The sequence below is a fragment of the Streptomyces sp. NPDC054770 genome (genome assembly GCF_053611985.1).
The window spans coordinates 73,023-89,172 of sequence record NZ_JBSHBL010000009.1 but is presented as its reverse complement, the minus strand read 5'-3'; the positions used below and the strand labels follow the sequence as shown (position 1 = coordinate 89,172).

Annotated in this window: 17 protein-coding genes; 11 read left to right on the top strand and 6 right to left on the bottom strand. The window is 72.8% G+C overall.

All coding sequences use genetic code 11. The features are described from left to right. The first annotated feature begins 212 nt into the window (after nt 1-212). The 3 genes from ACWGKQ_RS11110 (at nt 213) to ACWGKQ_RS11100 (ending at nt 1,821) form a co-directional block, all read left to right on the top strand. Nucleotides 213-443: a response regulator transcription factor gene (locus tag ACWGKQ_RS11110; protein WP_453291606.1), complete on the top strand. Its 231-nt coding sequence runs from the start codon at nt 213-215 to the stop codon at nt 441-443. Between the two features lie 78 nt (nt 444-521). Further along, nucleotides 522-1,685: an NAD(+)/NADH kinase gene (locus ACWGKQ_RS11105; protein WP_453291700.1), complete on the top strand. Its 1,164-nt coding sequence runs from the start codon at nt 522-524 to the stop codon at nt 1,683-1,685. After that, a complete protein-coding gene (locus ACWGKQ_RS11100; RefSeq protein ID WP_453291605.1) occupies nt 1,657-1,821 on the top strand; it encodes a hypothetical protein in 165 nt (54 codons plus the stop codon). The genes ACWGKQ_RS11105 and ACWGKQ_RS11100 overlap by 29 nt, the downstream gene beginning before the upstream one ends. A gap of 33 nt (nt 1,822-1,854) precedes the next feature. Here ACWGKQ_RS11100 and ACWGKQ_RS11095 read toward each other — a convergent pair whose 3' ends face one another. Further along, a complete protein-coding gene (locus ACWGKQ_RS11095) occupies nt 1,855-2,049 on the bottom strand; it encodes a hypothetical protein (RefSeq protein WP_453291604.1) in 195 nt (64 codons plus the stop codon). A gap of 165 nt (nt 2,050-2,214) precedes the next feature. On the opposite strand from ACWGKQ_RS11095, the gene ACWGKQ_RS11090 reads away from it, so the two are divergent. Next, nucleotides 2,215-3,531, top strand: coding sequence for an amidohydrolase family protein (locus ACWGKQ_RS11090; protein ID WP_453291603.1), 1,317 nt, complete (start codon nt 2,215-2,217; stop codon nt 3,529-3,531). A gap of 51 nt (nt 3,532-3,582) precedes the next feature. Here ACWGKQ_RS11090 and ACWGKQ_RS11085 read toward each other — a convergent pair whose 3' ends face one another. From ACWGKQ_RS11085 to ACWGKQ_RS11075, 3 genes are all read right to left on the bottom strand, one after another. Further along, nucleotides 3,583-4,428 carry a GNAT family N-acetyltransferase gene (locus ACWGKQ_RS11085; protein ID WP_453291602.1) on the bottom strand — a complete coding sequence of 282 codons (846 nt, stop codon included), beginning with the start codon at nt 4,426-4,428 and terminating at the stop codon, nt 3,583-3,585. A 45-nt stretch (nt 4,429-4,473) separates the two neighbouring features. Beyond that, the gene (locus tag ACWGKQ_RS11080; RefSeq protein WP_453291601.1) at nt 4,474-5,379 is read right to left on the bottom strand and encodes an alpha/beta fold hydrolase; all 906 of its coding nucleotides are present in this window, start codon (nt 5,377-5,379) and stop codon (nt 4,474-4,476) included. A 145-nt stretch (nt 5,380-5,524) separates the two neighbouring features. Next, nucleotides 5,525-6,466, bottom strand: a complete 942-nt coding sequence (locus tag ACWGKQ_RS11075; RefSeq protein ID WP_453291600.1) for an aldo/keto reductase — start codon at nt 6,464-6,466, stop codon at nt 5,525-5,527. A gap of 144 nt (nt 6,467-6,610) precedes the next feature. On the opposite strand from ACWGKQ_RS11075, the gene ACWGKQ_RS11070 reads away from it, so the two are divergent. After that, on the top strand, nt 6,611-7,201 hold the full coding sequence (locus ACWGKQ_RS11070; protein ID WP_453291599.1) for a TetR/AcrR family transcriptional regulator: 591 nt from the start codon (nt 6,611-6,613) through the stop codon (nt 7,199-7,201). A 22-nt stretch (nt 7,202-7,223) separates the two neighbouring features. Here ACWGKQ_RS11070 and ACWGKQ_RS11065 read toward each other — a convergent pair whose 3' ends face one another. Further along, entirely contained in the window at nt 7,224-8,954 is a 1,731-nt protein-coding gene (locus tag ACWGKQ_RS11065; RefSeq protein ID WP_453291598.1) for a hypothetical protein, read from the bottom strand. A 134-nt stretch (nt 8,955-9,088) separates the two neighbouring features. Further along, nucleotides 9,089-10,162, bottom strand: a complete 1,074-nt coding sequence (locus ACWGKQ_RS11060; RefSeq protein WP_453291597.1) for a substrate-binding domain-containing protein — start codon at nt 10,160-10,162, stop codon at nt 9,089-9,091. A gap of 111 nt (nt 10,163-10,273) precedes the next feature. Between ACWGKQ_RS11060 and ACWGKQ_RS11055 the strand changes: the two genes are divergently transcribed. The 6 genes from ACWGKQ_RS11055 (at nt 10,274) to ACWGKQ_RS11030 (ending at nt 16,144) form a co-directional block, all read left to right on the top strand. Then, on the top strand, nt 10,274-10,780 hold the full coding sequence (locus tag ACWGKQ_RS11055; RefSeq protein WP_453291596.1) for a MarR family winged helix-turn-helix transcriptional regulator: 507 nt from the start codon (nt 10,274-10,276) through the stop codon (nt 10,778-10,780). A gap of 211 nt (nt 10,781-10,991) precedes the next feature. Then, a complete protein-coding gene (locus ACWGKQ_RS11050; protein ID WP_453291595.1) occupies nt 10,992-11,324 on the top strand; it encodes a WXG100 family type VII secretion target in 333 nt (110 codons plus the stop codon). A gap of 32 nt (nt 11,325-11,356) precedes the next feature. Further along, nucleotides 11,357-11,647 carry a WXG100 family type VII secretion target gene (locus ACWGKQ_RS11045; RefSeq protein ID WP_453291594.1) on the top strand — a complete coding sequence of 97 codons (291 nt, stop codon included), beginning with the start codon at nt 11,357-11,359 and terminating at the stop codon, nt 11,645-11,647. A gap of 2 nt (nt 11,648-11,649) precedes the next feature. Beyond that, nucleotides 11,650-12,264 carry a hypothetical protein gene (locus ACWGKQ_RS11040; protein WP_453291593.1) on the top strand — a complete coding sequence of 205 codons (615 nt, stop codon included), beginning with the start codon at nt 11,650-11,652 and terminating at the stop codon, nt 12,262-12,264. A 60-nt stretch (nt 12,265-12,324) separates the two neighbouring features. After that, nucleotides 12,325-15,549 (top strand): WXG100 family type VII secretion target, encoded by a 3,225-nt coding sequence (locus ACWGKQ_RS11035; protein WP_453291592.1) that lies wholly within the window; start codon nt 12,325-12,327, stop codon nt 15,547-15,549. 160 nt (nt 15,550-15,709) lie between these two features. Beyond that, nucleotides 15,710-16,144, top strand: a complete 435-nt coding sequence (locus tag ACWGKQ_RS11030; RefSeq protein WP_453291591.1) for a YbaB/EbfC family nucleoid-associated protein — start codon at nt 15,710-15,712, stop codon at nt 16,142-16,144. Nucleotides 16,145-16,150: the final 6 nt, after the last annotated feature.

Here is a 16,150-nt window from a genome sequence, read left to right as displayed (position 1 = left end):
TGGTCCCGGCCGCCACGGAGCACCAATCCGCCGCCGCTGCCACCCCGGGCTCCCGGCGCCACGCCCGCCGACGGTTCCTGTGACGCGCCTGTGACAGTCGGCGGACAGGGTGATGACGTCGGGTTGTCAGGGTTTTGTAAACGGACAAATCGCCCCTATTGGTCAATCTTCACCTGGCCCATACCGACCGATCGCCTGCGAAGGACTCCCTCATGAGCTTCACCGCACTCACCCAGCACACCGAGACCGCCGCCGTCGCGCTGGCCCCGCGTGAGCGGGAGACGCTGAAGCACATCGCCGCGGGCTGCACCTACCTCCAGGCGGCCCGGCAGATGGGGCTCTCCCGGCACACGGTCGACGCCTACCTGCGCCGCATCCGCGCCAAGCTCGACATCAACACCACCGCCGAGCTCACCCGGCTGGCCATCTCCCTCGGTCTGTGATCCCGCTCCGCCCGACAGATCCGCCCCGCCCGTGACAGCGTGGGAGCAGCGGCCGGCAAGGGTGTCCTGGAGGCGGAGATGACGGTGAACGGGCTCGGACTGGTGGTGCACGGCGGGCGTACCGAGGCGGTGGACGCGGCCCGTGCGGTACGGGCGTGGGCGGCGGAGCACGGCGTGCGGTGCACGGACATCGACGTATGGCACGACGGCGGCCGGCACAGCTCCGGCGAGGAGGTCGCGGCCGCGGGCGACCCCGACCTGATCGTCACCCTCGGCGGCGACGGCACCTTCCTGCGCGGCGCCCGGCTCGCCGCCCGCAACGACGCGCTGGTCCTCGGCGTCGACCTGGGCCGGGTCGGCTTCCTGACCGAGGTGCCGGTCTGCTCGGTGCGGGAGGCGCTGGACGCGATCCGCGAGGACCGGTACACCGTCGACAGCAGACTGCTGCTCACCATGCGCGCCTCCCGGCGCCTGGAGATGCCGGCCGACATGGAGCGGCTGATGCAGTACGGCCGCGGGCCGCTGCTGCCGCCGCCCCAGGTCCGCACCGACTGCGAGCAGGACACCGACTGGGGCATCCCGCTGCACGTCACCGCCGTCAACGACGTGGTCCTGGAGAAGCTGTCCCGGGACCGCCAGGTCTCCGTCGGCGTCTACGTCTCCGGCCGGCTGCTGGCCTCCTACTCCGCGGACGCCCTGCTGGTGGCGACGCCGACCGGCTCGACCGCCTACAGCTTCGCCGCCGGCGGACCCGTCGTCTCGCCCTGCGCGGACGCCCTCGTCTTCACCCCGGTCGCCCCGCACATGGCGTTCAACCGCTCGGTCGTCACGGCCCCGAACGAGGCGGTCGGCCTGCGCGTCCTGGAACGCTCGGGGCAGGCCGCGGTCAGCGTCGACGGCCAGGTGCGCGGCGTACTGGAGCCGGGGGACTGGATCGGCGTGTATGCCGCCCCGGCCAGGCTGCGGGTGGTCCGGTTCGCACCGATGGACTTCTACGGCCGCCTGCGCGAGCGCATGAACCTGACCGACGCCCCGGCCGCGGTCGCCGACGGCACCCCCGCCCCTCTGTGGTCGCTGCGCACACCCCCGCCCGGCGACCTGGCCCATCTCTCCCTGCCGCTCATGTCCGCGGAGTACGCCGAGGCGAAAGAACCGTGCGTGGACGGGGACGACGGTGCCGCCCCGGCGCTGGGAAGGCCGGTCCTCCCAGGTCATGTGCAGGAAGGCGACAACACCCCGTGACCACCGGCTGCCCGGCCCGGCCGAGCACGTCTTCGTGCTCGGCGAGGAGTTCCGGCAGAGCCTCCCGCAGACCTGGGACGAGCAGCAGCGCACCGACGACGCCGTGACCCGCCCGGCGTCACTGACGCCCGGTTGACCAGCACGCCGGTCGACAACCCGCGCCGCTGCTTCAGCCGGCGCCCCGCCGCCGGGCCTCGCTCGGGGGTGCCCCGAACTCCGCCCGCAACGCGGTCGCGACCGACGCGTGACTGCCGAAGCCGCAGGAGCGCGCGACCTGCGCGACAAGTACGACGCCCGGCCCGGCCCGGCCCCGCCGGCCGTTCGCGGGCGCGCTGCCGCGCTCCTTGTGGAGTGTGGTGGCCAACTGCCTCAGGATCCGGCCCGGTTCGCGCCCGGCGCCTTCGCCGACGTGAGCGGTCTCACAGCGGCGCGGGCGAACTTGTGGGCGGCGTCGGCGTCTTGTCCGCGCAGCGCGGTGCGCTGCCGCGTGCCACCGAACGCCCCACCACGCATTGGACATTCCCCCCTCATGGCTGTTTCGCGACGTTTCCTCGCCCCTGTCGTCCTGCCCGCCGACCCGTCCTGTTCCGTGCTCCGGGACGCGGCGGTCGACGTCGGCCCCGACGGCCGTATCGCCTACTGCGGTCCGGCCGCCGACGCGCCCCCGGTCCCGGACGCCCACCCGCGCACCGCCCTGACCGGCATCCTCGCCCCGGGACTCGTCAACACCCACGCGCACTCCCCGATGACCCTGCTGCGGGGCCTCGGCGGCGACCTGCCGCTGCTGGCCTGGCTGCAGGACGCGGTGTGGCCGGCCGAGGCACGCATGACGTCCCGGGACGCCCATGCCGGCATGCTCCTCGGCTGTGTCGAGATGCTGCGCTACGGCGTGACCACCAGCGCCGAGATGTACGCGCACGCCGAGGCGGTGGCCGACGCGGCGCTGGCGGCCGGGAGCCGGGTCCTGCTCGCGCCCGCCTACTTCGACCGGCCCGGCGACGGCTGGCGCAGTGCCGTCGACGGGATCGGCAAGTGGATCGACGCCGACGGCCTGCGCTTCGGCCCGGGCGAGCGCATCGAACTCTGCTACGGCCCGCACTCCGCCTACACCCTGCCGCCCGAGGCCCTGCGGGCGACGGCCGAGGAGGCGGGCCCGCGGGGCGCCCTGGTCCACATCCACGTCGCGGAGACCCAGGCCGAGGACGCCGAACTGCGGGCCCGGCACGGCTCAGTCCCCCGGCTCCTGCACGACACCGGGCTCCTGGACGGGCGGCTGCTCGCGGCCCACGCCGTGCACCTGTCCGGCACCGACATCCGGCTGTTCGCGGAATCGGGCGCCGGGGTCGCCCACTGCCCGGGCTCCAACGCCAAACTCGCCTCCGGCACCTCCCCCGTGCACGCCCTGCGCGCCGCGTCCGTCACCGTGGGCCTCGGCACCGACGGGCCCGCGAGCAACGACGACCTCGACCTGTGGGAGGAGGCGCGGCTCGCGATGATGTTCAGCCGCCTCGGCACCGGCGACCCGCTGGCGCTCACCGCCGCCGACGCCTTCCTCATGGCGACCTCGGTGGGCGCCGCGGCCCTCGGCCGGACCGACATCGGAGCCCTGCGCCCGGGCAACTGGGCGGACATGGTCCATGTCTCGGTCGACGGACCGCAGTTCGCGACCGGTGTGGACGTCGAGGACGAGCGGCTGCTCGCCAACCTCATGTGGGCGGCCGGCTCCCGCGCGGTCCGGGACGTCTGGGTCGCGGGCGAGCAGGTGGTGGCGGACGGCGAGACGGTCCGCACCGACCGTACGGCCGCGCAGCGTGCCGCCGCCGAAGCGGCGGCACGCGTCGTCTGAGCGGCACGCGTCGAGCGGGCGGGACGCGTCGTCCGGCGCGGTGCCGCCGGGTCAGGCGGCCGGCTGCCAGCTCCAGTTGCGGCGTTCGTAGGCAGGCTCGAAGCCGAGGCGGAACATGTTGTGCAGGGAGGAGTTGTGGGTTCCGGGGGCCTCGACGCCGGTCTCGGCGACGAGCGTCCGGCACCCCAGCTCCTGTGCCCTGCGGGCGCGGGCGGCCAGCAGCGCGCTCTGGCCGCCGCGCGCACGGGCGTGCGGCAGGACGGCACCGGCGAAGAACTGGGCCGTCTCGCCGCGGACGTACATCGTGCCCGTGCCGACCAACTCCCCCTCCAGCCAGGCCGCGTAGGGATGCCAGCCGGACTGCCCCGCGCTGCCGGCCGCCATCCGCGCGTACGGCTCGACCGGCATCCCGAACGCCGTCATCATCACCTCGCCCCAGACGTTGGCCTGTTCGGCCGCCACGGGGGCGACGAGGATCCCGTCGGGGGAGCGGCCGGGCGCGTCGGCGCGGGCGACGGCCTCCTCGACCGGGCAGACGAGCTTCACCCAGGACGAGTCGGACGCGGTGATGCCCTCCCGCTCGCAGATGTCCGCCCAGTCCTCGGGCAGGAAGGCCGGGGCGATCTGGAGGACGGCCTGCGGGGTGCCCGCCGCGCGGTAGAAGTCGCACACCTCCCTGATGACGTCCGCGGTGACGGGGGTACTGACCCCGAAGCCGAGGGCCTTGCTCCAGAAGCGGGTGACGTCGTCGGTCATCGACAGCACCACTCCGCCGCCGATGCGTGCGGCACTCATGCCGAGCGCGGTGCGGACGGAGTCGGGCGCCCCGGTCTGGAAGCGGAAGAGCGCTTCGGCCTCGGACTGTTCGGCGACGGCCGGCTGAACGAATGTGGTCATGGGTCTGATTCTCTTTCGGGTCGTTCTCTCGGGGAGCCGGATCGCCTAACGGCCGGTCGTCACGAACCGGGTCACCGTCTCCGCGAAGGCCGCGGGTTCCTCCAGGTGGCCGAAGTGCCCGCTGTTCTCCAGGATCACCAGCTCCGAGCCGGGGACCAGGGTGTGCAGTTCCTCGGCCCAGCGCACGCCGCAGATGAAGTCGTGGCGGCCGACGAGCACGAGGGTGGGCACGGTGAGTTTGCCGAGGTCGGCGCGGTCGTCGATGAGGATCGGGGACAGGTCCTCGTCCAGACCGGAGATGTAGGTGGCCCGCACGGCGGCCCGGACCGGCCCGAACCCTTGCTCCCGGCCCCAGTAGTCGGCGAAGTAGGCGGGGAACAGCCCCTGGGCGACAGCGGATTGCGCCGCGTCGTCGGTGGCGGCGGGGATGGCCCGGAAGGCGGCCAGGACCTCGGGGAGCCCGGGGTGGCCGGCGTGCCGCTCGGCGAACGCCTCCACCTGGCGCACGGTCTCGGCGCCGTGCTCGGGACCGGTCACCGGCAGGCTGTCGTACAGGATCACCCCGGCGAGCCGCTCCGGGTGGTGCAGGGCGTGGTACTGGGCGACGAAGCCGCCGTGCGAGTGGCCCAGCAGGTGCACCTCGGGAACGCCGAGGTGGTCGAGGAGCGCGCCGAGGAACCGGCTGTAGCGGGCCCGGGTGTAGCCGTTGGGGTGGGACGGCAGCCGGTCCGAGGCCCCGCTGCCGACCGGCTCCGGGTAGACGACCGTCAGGTGCCGCTCCAGCTCGGGCATGCGCAGGTACTCCCAGTCGATGCCCGGGCCACCGGAGTGCGCGACGCACACCGGCCCCGTGCCGTGCACGTGGTACCGCTGCACGAGGCCGTCGACCTCGACGGTGTGCGTTCCGGTGGCCAAGGGACCGGCCAGGGGATCGGTCAGGGGCGTGGTCATGTTCTTCTCCCTGTACTGCGGGTTCTTGGGACACCGGCAGGACGGGGCGGAGAAGGGGAAGTTCGACCCGGATCATGTGAGGGCGGTCACAGTCACCGCGTCCCCGGCGCGGGCGGCTTCGCCCCGGTTCGGGGGGCGTCGTCGTTCAGTAGCGGCCGCCCACCGTCCGCGCGGCCAGCCCGTCCAGCGCGGCGGTCTCGTCGGCGGTCAGCTCGATGCCCGCGGCGGCCACGTTCTGCTCCAGCCACTTCACGCGCTTCGTGCCCGGGATCGGCACCACGGGAACCCCGAGGTGCGCGCCCCTGGCCTGCACCCAGGCCAGGGCCAGCTGCGCCGGCGCCACGCCCTTCGCCTCCGCCAGGGCGCGGACGGTGTCCGCGATCACGTCGTTGTCCGTCGTCCGGAACCGGGGCAGCCGCCGCCGCGCGTCGCCGGCCGGCAGCGCGGTCACGTCGACCGTGCCGGTCAGGAAGCCGCGGCCGAGCGGCGAGTACGCCACCAGGGCCACGCCCAGCTCGCGCAGGGCGTCCCCGACGGTCGTCTCCACGTCCCGGGACCAGATCGAGTACTCGCTCTGCACCGCCGTGACCGGGTGCACGGCGTGGGCGCGGCGCAGCAGTTCGCCGTTCACCTCGGACAGGCCGATGTGCCGGATCTTGCCCTCCTTCACCAGCTCCGCCATGGCGCCGACGGACTCCTCGATCTCGGCGTTCTGCGGCGGCCGGTGCAGGTAGTAGAGGTCGATGTGGTCGACGCCCAGCCGCAGCAGGGAGGCATCGCAGGCGCGCCTGATGTAGCCCGGGTCGCCGCGCAGTGCCCAGGTGTCGCCGCCCATGCGGTCGATACCGGTCTTCGTGGCGAGCCGGACCTCGTCCCGCCGGCCCGCGATGGCCCGGCCCACCAGCACCTCGTTGTGCCCGAAGGCGTAGGCGTCGGCGGTGTCGATGAGGGTGACACCCAGGTCGAGGGCCCGGTGGATGGTGGCGATCGCGTCGTCCCAGCTGGTCGGGCCGTATCCCTCGCTCATGCCCATGCAGCCGAGCCCCTGGGCGGAGGTGGTGAGGTCACCGAGAGAAACCGTGTTCATGGAAATGACTCCGTTCGATGTGCGCGGTGCGTACGATGGGGATACCGGAGGATCCTCCGGTAGCAATGACGTTAATGGAGGATCCTCCGGTAAGCAAGTGGGCAGAATGCCCGGTACGGTGACCGGCCTGGAGGGGAGTACGGCATGAACGAACAGGGACCCGCACGGCCCGTGCGCGCCCACGCCCGCCGCAACCGCGAGAAGCTGGTGGCGGCGGCCCTGGCGGAGTTCACGCGCACCGGCAAGGACGTGCCGCTGGACAGCATCGCCAAGGCGGCCGGGGTCGGCATCGGCACCCTCTACCGGCACTTCCCGACCCGGGAGTCCCTGGTCCTCGCGGCCTACGAGCACGAGGTGGACCAGCTGTGCGCCGACGCGGCGGACCTTCTCGCGACCCTGCCGCCGGACCGGGCGCTGAGCGAGTTCATGGGCCGGCTGGCGGGCCTGCTCGTCACGAAGCAGCACATGTCCGAGGCGCTGCGCTCGGGCGGCGCGGAGGAGTCGTACTCGAAGGTCTACGACACCATCGACACGCTCTTCACCGCGGGCGTCGCCGCCGGGACGCTGCGGTCCGACATGGAGACGGCCGACGTGGTCCGGGTCATGGGAGGCCTGCTGCGGCTGGACGTGGCCGGCGACTGGAAGGGCCAGGCCGACCGCCAGATCAGGCTCGTCATGGACGGCCTGCGAACGGGAGCTCCGGCCCGCGCGACAGGGCGCGAGCCGGAGCGGTAGTGGCTGTGGCGGCGGGCCTCGGTCAGTCCGCGGACCGTACCGTCGGCATGGCGAGCGCGACCGGGCCGGTCTTGCAGGAGTCGTGGCAGTCCTTCTCCAGGCTGCAGCACAGCGAGCAGATCGCGCCCGAGTGGAACGGGCAGCCCGCCACGTCCGGCCGCTCGAAGTCGGTCGCGCACACCGTGCAGGTCAGCGTGGCCGCCGACGGCAGCCCGTCCGGGCCGAGCAGCGGTTCGGCCAGGTCGTCGACGCGGGCGATGTAGTACTTCCCCTTGGTCAGCACCGCGAACAGCGGCGACAGCACCATCGCCAGGAACAGCGCGATGAACGGGGAGTACGCCTTGCCGTACTCCCCGAACGCGTTGAAGTACGCGGCGATCGAGACAGCCGACGCGATCAGCATCGAACCGAAGCCGACCGGGTTGAAGTTGTGCAGATGGGCGCGCTTGAACTCGATGTACGACGGGCTGAGCTTCAGCGGCTTGTTGATGACCAGGTCGGCGACGACCGCGCCGATCCAGGCGATCGCCACGTTGGAGTAGAAGCCGAGGACGGTGTTGAGGAAGCCGAAGACGCCGCCCTCCATCAGGGCCAGCGCGATGCCGACGTTGAGGAAGATGTAGACCACGCGCCCGGGGTGACGGTGCGTCAGCCGGGAGAAGAAGTTCGACCAGGACAGCGAACCGGAGTACGCGTTCGTCGAGTTGATCTTTATCTGGGAGAGGATCACGAAGAACGTGGCGAGACCCAGCGCGACGGGCGCGGCGAACGTCCTGAAGCCGGACACGTACTGCTGGATCGGCTCGTTCGCCTTGGCCAGGCCCACACTGCCGGCGATGTAGAAGGCGAGGAAGGCGCCGCCGATCTGCTTGGCGGCCCCGAGCACCACCCACCCCGGACCGGCGGAGAGCACCGCACCCCACCACTTCCTGCTGTTCTCGGGCGTCTTGTCCGGCATGAACCGCAGGTAGTCGACCTGCTCGCCGATCTGTGCGATCAGTGACAGCGCCACACCCGCGCCCGCGCCCACCCCGAGCATGCTGATGCTCGACCCGGTCGGCGAGTTGCCCGCGAAGTGCGTGAACTCCGAGAACTTGCCCGGCTCCTGGATCGCGATGGACACGAACGGCGCCACCATCAGCACCAGCCACACCGGCTGCGTCCACACCTGCATCTTCGACAGCGCGGTCATGCCGTAGATCACCAGTGGCAGGATGATGACCGAGCAGATCAGGTAGCCGACGGCGAGCGGGATGTGCAGGCCCAGCTCCAGGGCCTGCGCCATGATCGAGCCTTCGAGGGCGAAGAAGATGAAGGTGAAGCTGGCGTAGATGACCGAGGTCAGCGTGGAGCCGAGGTAGCCGAAGCCCGCGCCCCGGGTCAACAGGTCCATGTCGATGGAGTACTTGGCCGAGTAGTACGAGATCGGGATGCCGGTGAGGAAGATGACCACGGCCGCGGTCAGGATCGCCACCATCGCGCTGGAGAAGCCGTTGGAGATGGCGATCGAACCGCCGATCGCGAAGTCCGCGAGATAGGCGATGCCGCCCAGCGCGGTGGTCGCCACCACGTAGGGGGTCCAGCGCCGGAAGGACTTCGGCGCGTACCGCAGCGAGTAGTCCTCCAGCGTGTCGTTCTGCGCCCAGTCGTTGTACGTCCGTTTGCCGTCCGCCCCCGGGCCGTCCGTTCCCGCACCGGCCGTCCCACCGTCCGCCACGGCCGGCGGCGCCTCTTTGCCGACGATCTCCGTCACGACTCGTTCCTCTCTCGTCCCCGGTCGTTTGCACGGAAGAGTCGCGGTGCGCTGTTTCCCGAACGTTTCACCTGCTTTAAAAGACAAAGCTTGATACTTCCCGGGGGAAGTATCGGCAAGCGCCGGGACTGACCTCAGAGTTGGGCGACGACATGGAAGTCGAAGGCGTCCGCCCGTGCCAGGTACAGCCGTTGGGCGAGATGGTTGTCGCGCAGCCGCACCACGCCCCGCGGGCCCTCGTACGACACCGCGTCCCCGACCGCGCACATCGCCCGCACGTCCAGCGACCGGGCCCGCTCGGCCAGGGCCGCCAGCAGCCGCACCCCCTCGAAGCACGACTCGCCCAGGCTCCCCATCACCGGGGCGTGCACACCGAACCGGGCCGCGTGCCGGGCGCCGAAGTCGAGGCTCTCGGCGGTCGCGAGGGTCTCGAAGAAGCCGGCCGCCGCCCACAGCCCGTCGGTGCCGTCCGCGCCGGTGGCCAGCAGGATGTTCTCGTCCATGTGCGTGCTGAGCCGCAGGCACCGCTGGTGCAGCCCGTAGCCGGCGAACGCCCGGTTGAAGCGGGCCGCGTCCGCCCCCACCAGCAGCATCAGCACCGCGTCCGCCTCACACCGCTCGATCCGGCGCAGCACCGGCCCGAACCCGTCCGTGCCCAGCGGCACGAACACCTCGTCCCGCACCCGCCCGCCGCACTCCCGCGCATACGCCCGCGCCGTACGGGCGGTCACCCGGGGCCACACGTAGTCGTTGCCCACCGTGCACCAGCGCCGCACCCCGGCCGACTCCGCCAGCAGCCGCATCGCGGGCCGCAGTTGGGCCACGTCGGTCTCACCGGTCAGGAACACGCCGGGAGTCCGCTCGCCACCCTCGTACTGCGCGGTGTAGACGTACGGCACCCGGCCCGCGACCCGGGGCAGCAGCGCCTGCCGTACCGCCGAGGTGTGCCAGCCCACCACCCCGTCCACGGCGCCCAGCGAGACCAGCGCCCCGACCTCGGCCGCCACCCGGGCCGGCGGCGCCCCGCCGTCCACCGTGACCAGCCGCACCTCCCGGCCCAGCACCCCGCCGACGGCGTTCAGTTCCTCCACCGCCAGCCGCGCGGCCGACTCGCAGGACGGCCCGAAGACCCCGGCCGGCCCCTGCAACGGCACGACCAGGGCGAGCAGCAGCGTGCCGGGTACGCCACTCGGCGGCGCCGGACGCATCGGCCACCTCCGTGCGGGCATGGGGAACGCGGATTCCGGTCCCGGGCCCCGGCGCCCTCGCGGAGGCTCGTATTCTGCGCGCACAGTAGACCTACCGGAAGGACACCGGCAATGCCGTCCGTACCCTCCTCGCCGGACCTCGCCCACCTCCTCAGCCATGCCGAGCGGCGGGTCGTGCGGCGGCTGGCCGCGGTACTGGCCGAGGAGGACTGCACGGTCGAGGAGTGGCGCGTCCTGTCGCTCGTCGGGGACGGCCGGGGACACCCGATGTCCGAGATCGCCGACCACGCCCTGATGCCGGCACCCAGCCTGACCAAGCTCGTCGACCGCATGGTCGCCGACAACCTGGTCCACCGCCGCCCCGACCCCCACGACCGCCGCCGTGTCCTGCTCCACCTCACCCCGCGCGGCGAGGACCTCCACCGCCGCGCCGCGCACCGCGTCAGCGCCGACCAGACCCGCCTGTTCGACGAGACGGCCGACGGGGAAGCGCTGGCGCACCTGCTCCGCCAACTCACCGCGGCGGCCGGGGTCCCGCTCACGGCGACCGCCGACGACGAACGGCAACCGGCCGCCGCCGACGCCCGGCGCGCGGCCGCCCGCAGCACTTCCGGCTGAGCGGCCGACCGTGTCCGACGCCGGAGCCCTTGCCCGGCCCGGGCGTCGGATCCGGGCACGGACAGGCAGATCTGCCAAGCAGCCGGGCAGCCGCCCGGGTTCGGCGGGCTGCCGTCCGCAGCCGTTGCCCACCATGGGAGTCGGATCAGTCGGCGACCCCGTGCGCGTGCGTGTCGGTGGTCGTCGCGACGGCCTACCGAAAGGAGGAGGCGTGGCCTCCACCCAGGTTGATATTCAGGGAATGATCACCGCCCGGGGAGCCTTCCAGGACGCCCTGGGGCACACGACCAGTGCCTACAGCCAGATGGACGGGCAGATCTCCAGTCTGGTGGGCAGCTGGAGCGGCGACGCGTCGAACGTCTTCCAGCAGGCCATGCAGGAGTGGCTGGCCGACTTCAGCAAGGTCAACGCCGCGCTCCAGAAGATGCTGGACCAGCTGGTCGCGAACACCAGCGTGTACGACGGCGTGCACGGCACCACCCTGGACAGCGCCACGGGGGTCCGCAGCGCCATGGGCAACGGTCTGCCCAACTTCCAGATCTGACCGCGGACTTCCGAGACAAGGAGCACACCACCATGCCTACCTACAGCGTCGACATGCAGCAGGTGGACACCATCGTGGGTGAGATGAGCGCCATCACCCAGAAGATCAACCAGACCCTCTCCGACCTGGAGCAGCAGGCCCAGAGCTCGCTGAGCGAGTGGACCAGCGACGCGCGCAACGTCTACACCGAGGTCAAGGCGCAGTGGGACGCCGCCGCCGCGGAGATGACCCGGCTGGCCGGCAACGCCACCACCACGCTCGGCAACATCAACGGTTACTACAGCGACGGAGAGCGCAAGGGCGTGCAGATCTGGGGGAACTGAGCATGGATCCCGCCAACCCGGGGCATCCGGCGCCCGGCACGCCCCCGGTCAAGACCACGCCCGACCCGTACTCCGGGCCGACCCAGATCGATCCCGGCCACGGCACGGTGAACCCCGACGCCGGGAAGTTCCAGCCGCCGGCCGTGCCCTCCGGCAGCGGCAGCGGCAGCAAGACCCAGGTCGACACCCAGCCGATGGAGGTCTTCGCCTCCAACATGGATCAGCTGGTCGACCCGGTCCAGAAGGCCCTGGACCGCCTCGGCGGCATCGACGTGCACGCCGGCGCCTTCTACGACGGCAACGTCATCCGGAAGGACCTGAACGGACCCAACGGGGACGACGGGCTGAAGAAGAGCCTGATGGCCGTCCTGCACGACCTCACCGAGGGTCTGACGGACATCGCCAAGGGCGTCCGGGACATCGCCGGCCAGTACAGCAAGGTCCATGACGCGTCCCTCGTCGACGTGAGCGCCCTGACGAAGGCCATGCAGCCGGCGCAGGCCGACTTCGACGCGCTGGCCAAGGACGACGGCGGATCGACCACCCCATCCAGTGGCACGTCGAGCGGGTCGTCCGGCAGCGGATCGAACAGCCCCGACGGCACCAAGGGCAGCTGACCCACCGTGGGCGGGCCCTCCCCTCCCGCCCACGGCAGGGCCTGACAAGACGGGAACGCCATGCCCGACAACAACGACAAGTACAACGGCGGCGGGTTCACCCAGGGCAGCGACGGCGCCGTCTACGGGGACAGCGGCAGCGACCCCGGCTCCACGTCGGACTACGACAACTGGGACTGGAAGCAGATCCAGGCCGCCATCGTCGGTATGTCGGCTGGCGTCCACAGCCAGGCCAACGAGGACCACGCCGCCGCGGTGGCCTCCCCGCAGTCGCTGCAGGACGCGGCCGACATCCTGGCCGAGGTGCAGGGCGTCCTCGACACCGTCGCCCAGTCGCTGACCGCCCAGTCCAAGGCACTCGCGGGGGACAACGGACCCTGGCAGGGCGCCGCCGCCGACGCCTTCGTGGACATGATCGACGGGTTCTCCAAGCAGGTGCAGGCCAACGTGGAGGCCCTGGCTGGCGGCGCCACCGGCGCGCACAACGTCCCCCAGCAGGTGGCCGACAACGCGGTGAACCTGGCCAACGCGCAGCGCCTGATCGGGGAGATCGACGCCTGGTACGCCAACCAGGCGCAGCAGATGGGCGTCAAGCCGATGAGCAACGGTCTCATCCCGATCAGCCAGAAGCCGCAGCTCGTCGAGATGATGACCAACGACATGCGCAAGGTGCTCAAGAGCCTTGCCGGCAACTACCGGGTCACCATCGACAACATCAAGTCGCCCTCGCCGATCGGCAGTCCGGCCAACGGTGCGCCTGCCACGGACCCCCTGCCCGACACCTCGGTGCCGGACGGCCTCTCCACCCCGGACACCGGCAGCGGCCTGGACCCGGACACCGGCGCGGGGCTCGACACCGGCTCCGGTGCGGGTCTCGACCCGAACCCTGCGGCGGACGGTGCCGCGGGGCTCGGCGGCGACGGTGCCGCCACGCCCTTCTCGGGCGCGCTCGACACCGGCGGCGCCGCCGACGGCGGCGGGGGAGCGCCGACCGCGGACGGCCTGTCGCCGGACAACCTCCTGGCCACGCCGTCCGCCTTCCCCGGCGACACCGGCACGGACACCGGCACCGGCACCGGCGCGGACACCGGCATCGGTACCGACGGACTGCCCGGTGACGTCTCCGCCTTCCCGGGGGACACCGGTACCGGCACGGGTGCGGGTGCGGGTATCGACGGGCTCTCCGGCGACGCCTCCCCGTTCCCCGGTGACACGGGTACCGGGGTGGACCCGGCGGTGGGCTCGGGGGTGGACCCGGCCGGACTGGGCGGTGACGTCACGGGCTTTCCCGGGGACACCGGTACGGGTACGGGGACGGGTACCGGCGGCTTCGACCCCCAGACGGCGACCGCGCTCCCGCTGCCCGGGTTCTCCGGCAACACCGGCACGGGGGACTCCGCGTCGGCCAACCCCGGCCTCGCCGACAGCGGTTCCGCCTTCACCGACGACGAACTGCCCGCCGCCTTCCCCGGCGACACCGGCCTCGGCGGCACCGGCACCGGCACCGGCACCGGCACCGACACCGGCACCGGCACCGGCATCGGCACCGGCTCCGGCTCCGCGGGCCTCCCCGGCACCGGCGGGCTGGACACCCCGTCGGCGTTCCCGGGCGGCCTCGGCCTGGAGTCGTCCGGTCCCACGGCCGACGGCAGCGCGAACCTGCCGACGACCACTCCGGCGGCGTTCCCCGGAGCCACCGATGTGGCGGTGCCGGACGCGACCTCGGGCGCGGGCACCGGCACCGGCACCGGCACCGGGATGCCCTTCCTGCCCTCCGGCATGGGGGCGCCCGGAGCTGCCGGAGCGGCTTCCGGGCTCACGGAGCCGAGCGACTCCTCCGGCCTCCTCGACGGTGCCGCGGAGCCGTGGACGGGTTCGACGGGCACGGATCCCGTCGACATGCCCACGGCGGACACGGCGGCGCTCCCCGGAACCGGCAGCCTGGATCTGCCGACCTCGACACCGACGGCGTTCCCGGGCGGCGAGGAACTGCCGCCGGGTGCCGCCGGGCAGGGCGCGGGCACGGGCACGGGGATGCCCTTCCTGCCCTCGGGCATGGGCGCGCCGGGGGCGGGGGCCGCTTCCGGGACCGCGGAGCCGAGCGACTCCTCCGGTCTCCTCGACGATGTGGCGGAGCCGTGGACGGGCACGTCGGGTACGGATGACTCCGTCGACGTGCCGACCGCGGGTACCGCGGCGCTGCCCGGGACGGCCGGCCTGGACCTGCCGACGTCGACACCGACGGCGACGGCGTCGGCGCTCCCGGACGGCGTCGGCGCCTTCCCGGCCGCGGAGGAGCCGGCGGCGGGCACCGCCGGGGCGGGCTCTGGGATGCCGTTCCTGCCCTCGGGCATGGGCGCGCCGGGGGCGGCGGGGGCCGCTTCCGGGACCGCGGAGCCGAGCGACTCCTCCGGCCTCCTCGACGGGAGCAGTGGTCCGTGGGAGGAGGACGGCGGTCTGCCGGCGGGTTCCGTGGAGGAGACCGGTGGAGCGGTCGCGGCGGGCGGCGCCGCGCTGAGCCTGCCGGCTCAGGCGGACGGGCGCCGGGGCGCGGAGCCGGAGCCGGAGTCGGGACGGGCATCGGAGACCGCCGGTCTGTCGGCCGAGGAGACCGAGTGGGCCGCGTGGGCAGACCCGGCGACGGACGAACCCTCGCTCGGCGCGCCGCCGGAACCACCGTCCCGCGAGGCGGCGCTGCTGGGTGAGGCCGCGCTGGTGGCCGCGGTCGCGCTGAGCGGCCGCACCGGCCGGACCCGGGAAGAGGCCGCGCCGGACACGGAGCCCCCGGCACCCGGTCCTGCCGAGGAGGCCCCCGCCGAGGAGGCCCTGGCAGCGGCGGCCACGGAGGCCGAGGAGGACTTCGCCGCCTGGGACCGTACGGACGGCTCCTTCGTTCCGCTGCTGCTGAGCACCGCCGTCGAGGAGGAGGCCGACGGGCCGGCCGCGCGGTTCTCCCGGGAGGACGAGGAGACCTGGACGGGGGATGCGGGCGCGACGGGCGCGCGAAGCGACGCGACGGCGCCGTCGTCCGGCCTGGTCACCTGGCAGCCCAGCCGCCGGCACCCCTCGGGGCCGGGCACCCCGGAGGGCTTCGGCCCGCCCGTGGGCGGCCTGATGTGCGCGGACGTCCCCTACGACCCGGAACTCGACGAACAGGACGGGGAGGACGGCGGGGAGGGCGAGGACGACGAGCGGAAGCCGGCCGCCGTCAGCGCCGCCGACCTCCTGGTGCAGGACAACGGGGTCTGGGGAGCCCCGGACGACACCGACGACGGCTTCCTGTGACGGCCCCGCGACAAGGCCGTACGGACACATCCGGGAGTACGAACGGGACGAGCGCCCGGAAGGAACTGGAAGTCGCGGCCCGGGCCGGGGCTGACTGGACGCGGGTACGGCCGCGGGGAGCGGTGCCCCTGACAGAACCACGCGGGACGGAGGACGGGCGTTGTCCGGGTACGAGCAGGAGATCGAGCAGTTGCTGGCGGACTACCGCGCACGACGGGACGAGGCCGACTCGGTCCGGCACCGTATCAACCGGGTCACCGGCACCGCGACGGCGCCGCGGCGGGTGGTGAAGGCGACCGTCAGCGCCCGCGGCGAGCTGGTCGACATCGACTTCCCGACCGGCGCGTTCCGGCGGATGACGCCCAAGGAACTGGCCGACGTCCTCAAGACCACCATCGCCGAGGCACGGGCCGCGGCACTCGCCGAGATCGACTCCATGGTCTTCGACCATGTGCCGCTGGGCCTGTCGCCGTCGGCGCTGCTGTCCGGCACCGCGGACATCGGGCAGTTGCTGCCCGCCGAACCGGAGTCGCAGGAGGCCATGCGGGACTTCCTCAAGCACGGCCTCTTCGAGAGCCGGCGGGACGACTCCTGACGGTGT

Coding starts and splice junctions, on each gene's coding strand:
- ACWGKQ_RS11100 (WP_453291605.1), top strand. CDS start 1,657: ATGTGCAGGAAGGCGACAACACCCCGTGACCACCGGCTGCCCGGCCCG.
- ACWGKQ_RS11070 (WP_453291599.1), top strand. CDS start 6,611: ATGAACGAACAGGGACCCGCACGGCCCGTGCGCGCCCACGCCCGCCGC.
- ACWGKQ_RS11110 (WP_453291606.1), top strand. CDS start 213: ATGAGCTTCACCGCACTCACCCAGCACACCGAGACCGCCGCCGTCGCG.
- ACWGKQ_RS11075 (WP_453291600.1), bottom strand. CDS start 6,466: ATGAACACGGTTTCTCTCGGTGACCTCACCACCTCCGCCCAGGGGCTC.
- ACWGKQ_RS11085 (WP_453291602.1), bottom strand. CDS start 4,428: ATGACCACATTCGTTCAGCCGGCCGTCGCCGAACAGTCCGAGGCCGAA.
- ACWGKQ_RS11105 (WP_453291700.1), top strand. CDS start 522: ATGACGGTGAACGGGCTCGGACTGGTGGTGCACGGCGGGCGTACCGAG.
- ACWGKQ_RS11090 (WP_453291603.1), top strand. CDS start 2,215: ATGGCTGTTTCGCGACGTTTCCTCGCCCCTGTCGTCCTGCCCGCCGAC.
- ACWGKQ_RS11080 (WP_453291601.1), bottom strand. CDS start 5,379: ATGACCACGCCCCTGACCGATCCCCTGGCCGGTCCCTTGGCCACCGGA.
- ACWGKQ_RS11040 (WP_453291593.1), top strand. CDS start 11,650: ATGGATCCCGCCAACCCGGGGCATCCGGCGCCCGGCACGCCCCCGGTC.
- ACWGKQ_RS11055 (WP_453291596.1), top strand. CDS start 10,274: ATGCCGTCCGTACCCTCCTCGCCGGACCTCGCCCACCTCCTCAGCCAT.
- ACWGKQ_RS11060 (WP_453291597.1), bottom strand. CDS start 10,162: ATGCGTCCGGCGCCGCCGAGTGGCGTACCCGGCACGCTGCTGCTCGCC.
- ACWGKQ_RS11035 (WP_453291592.1), top strand. CDS start 12,325: ATGCCCGACAACAACGACAAGTACAACGGCGGCGGGTTCACCCAGGGC.
- ACWGKQ_RS11045 (WP_453291594.1), top strand. CDS start 11,357: ATGCCTACCTACAGCGTCGACATGCAGCAGGTGGACACCATCGTGGGT.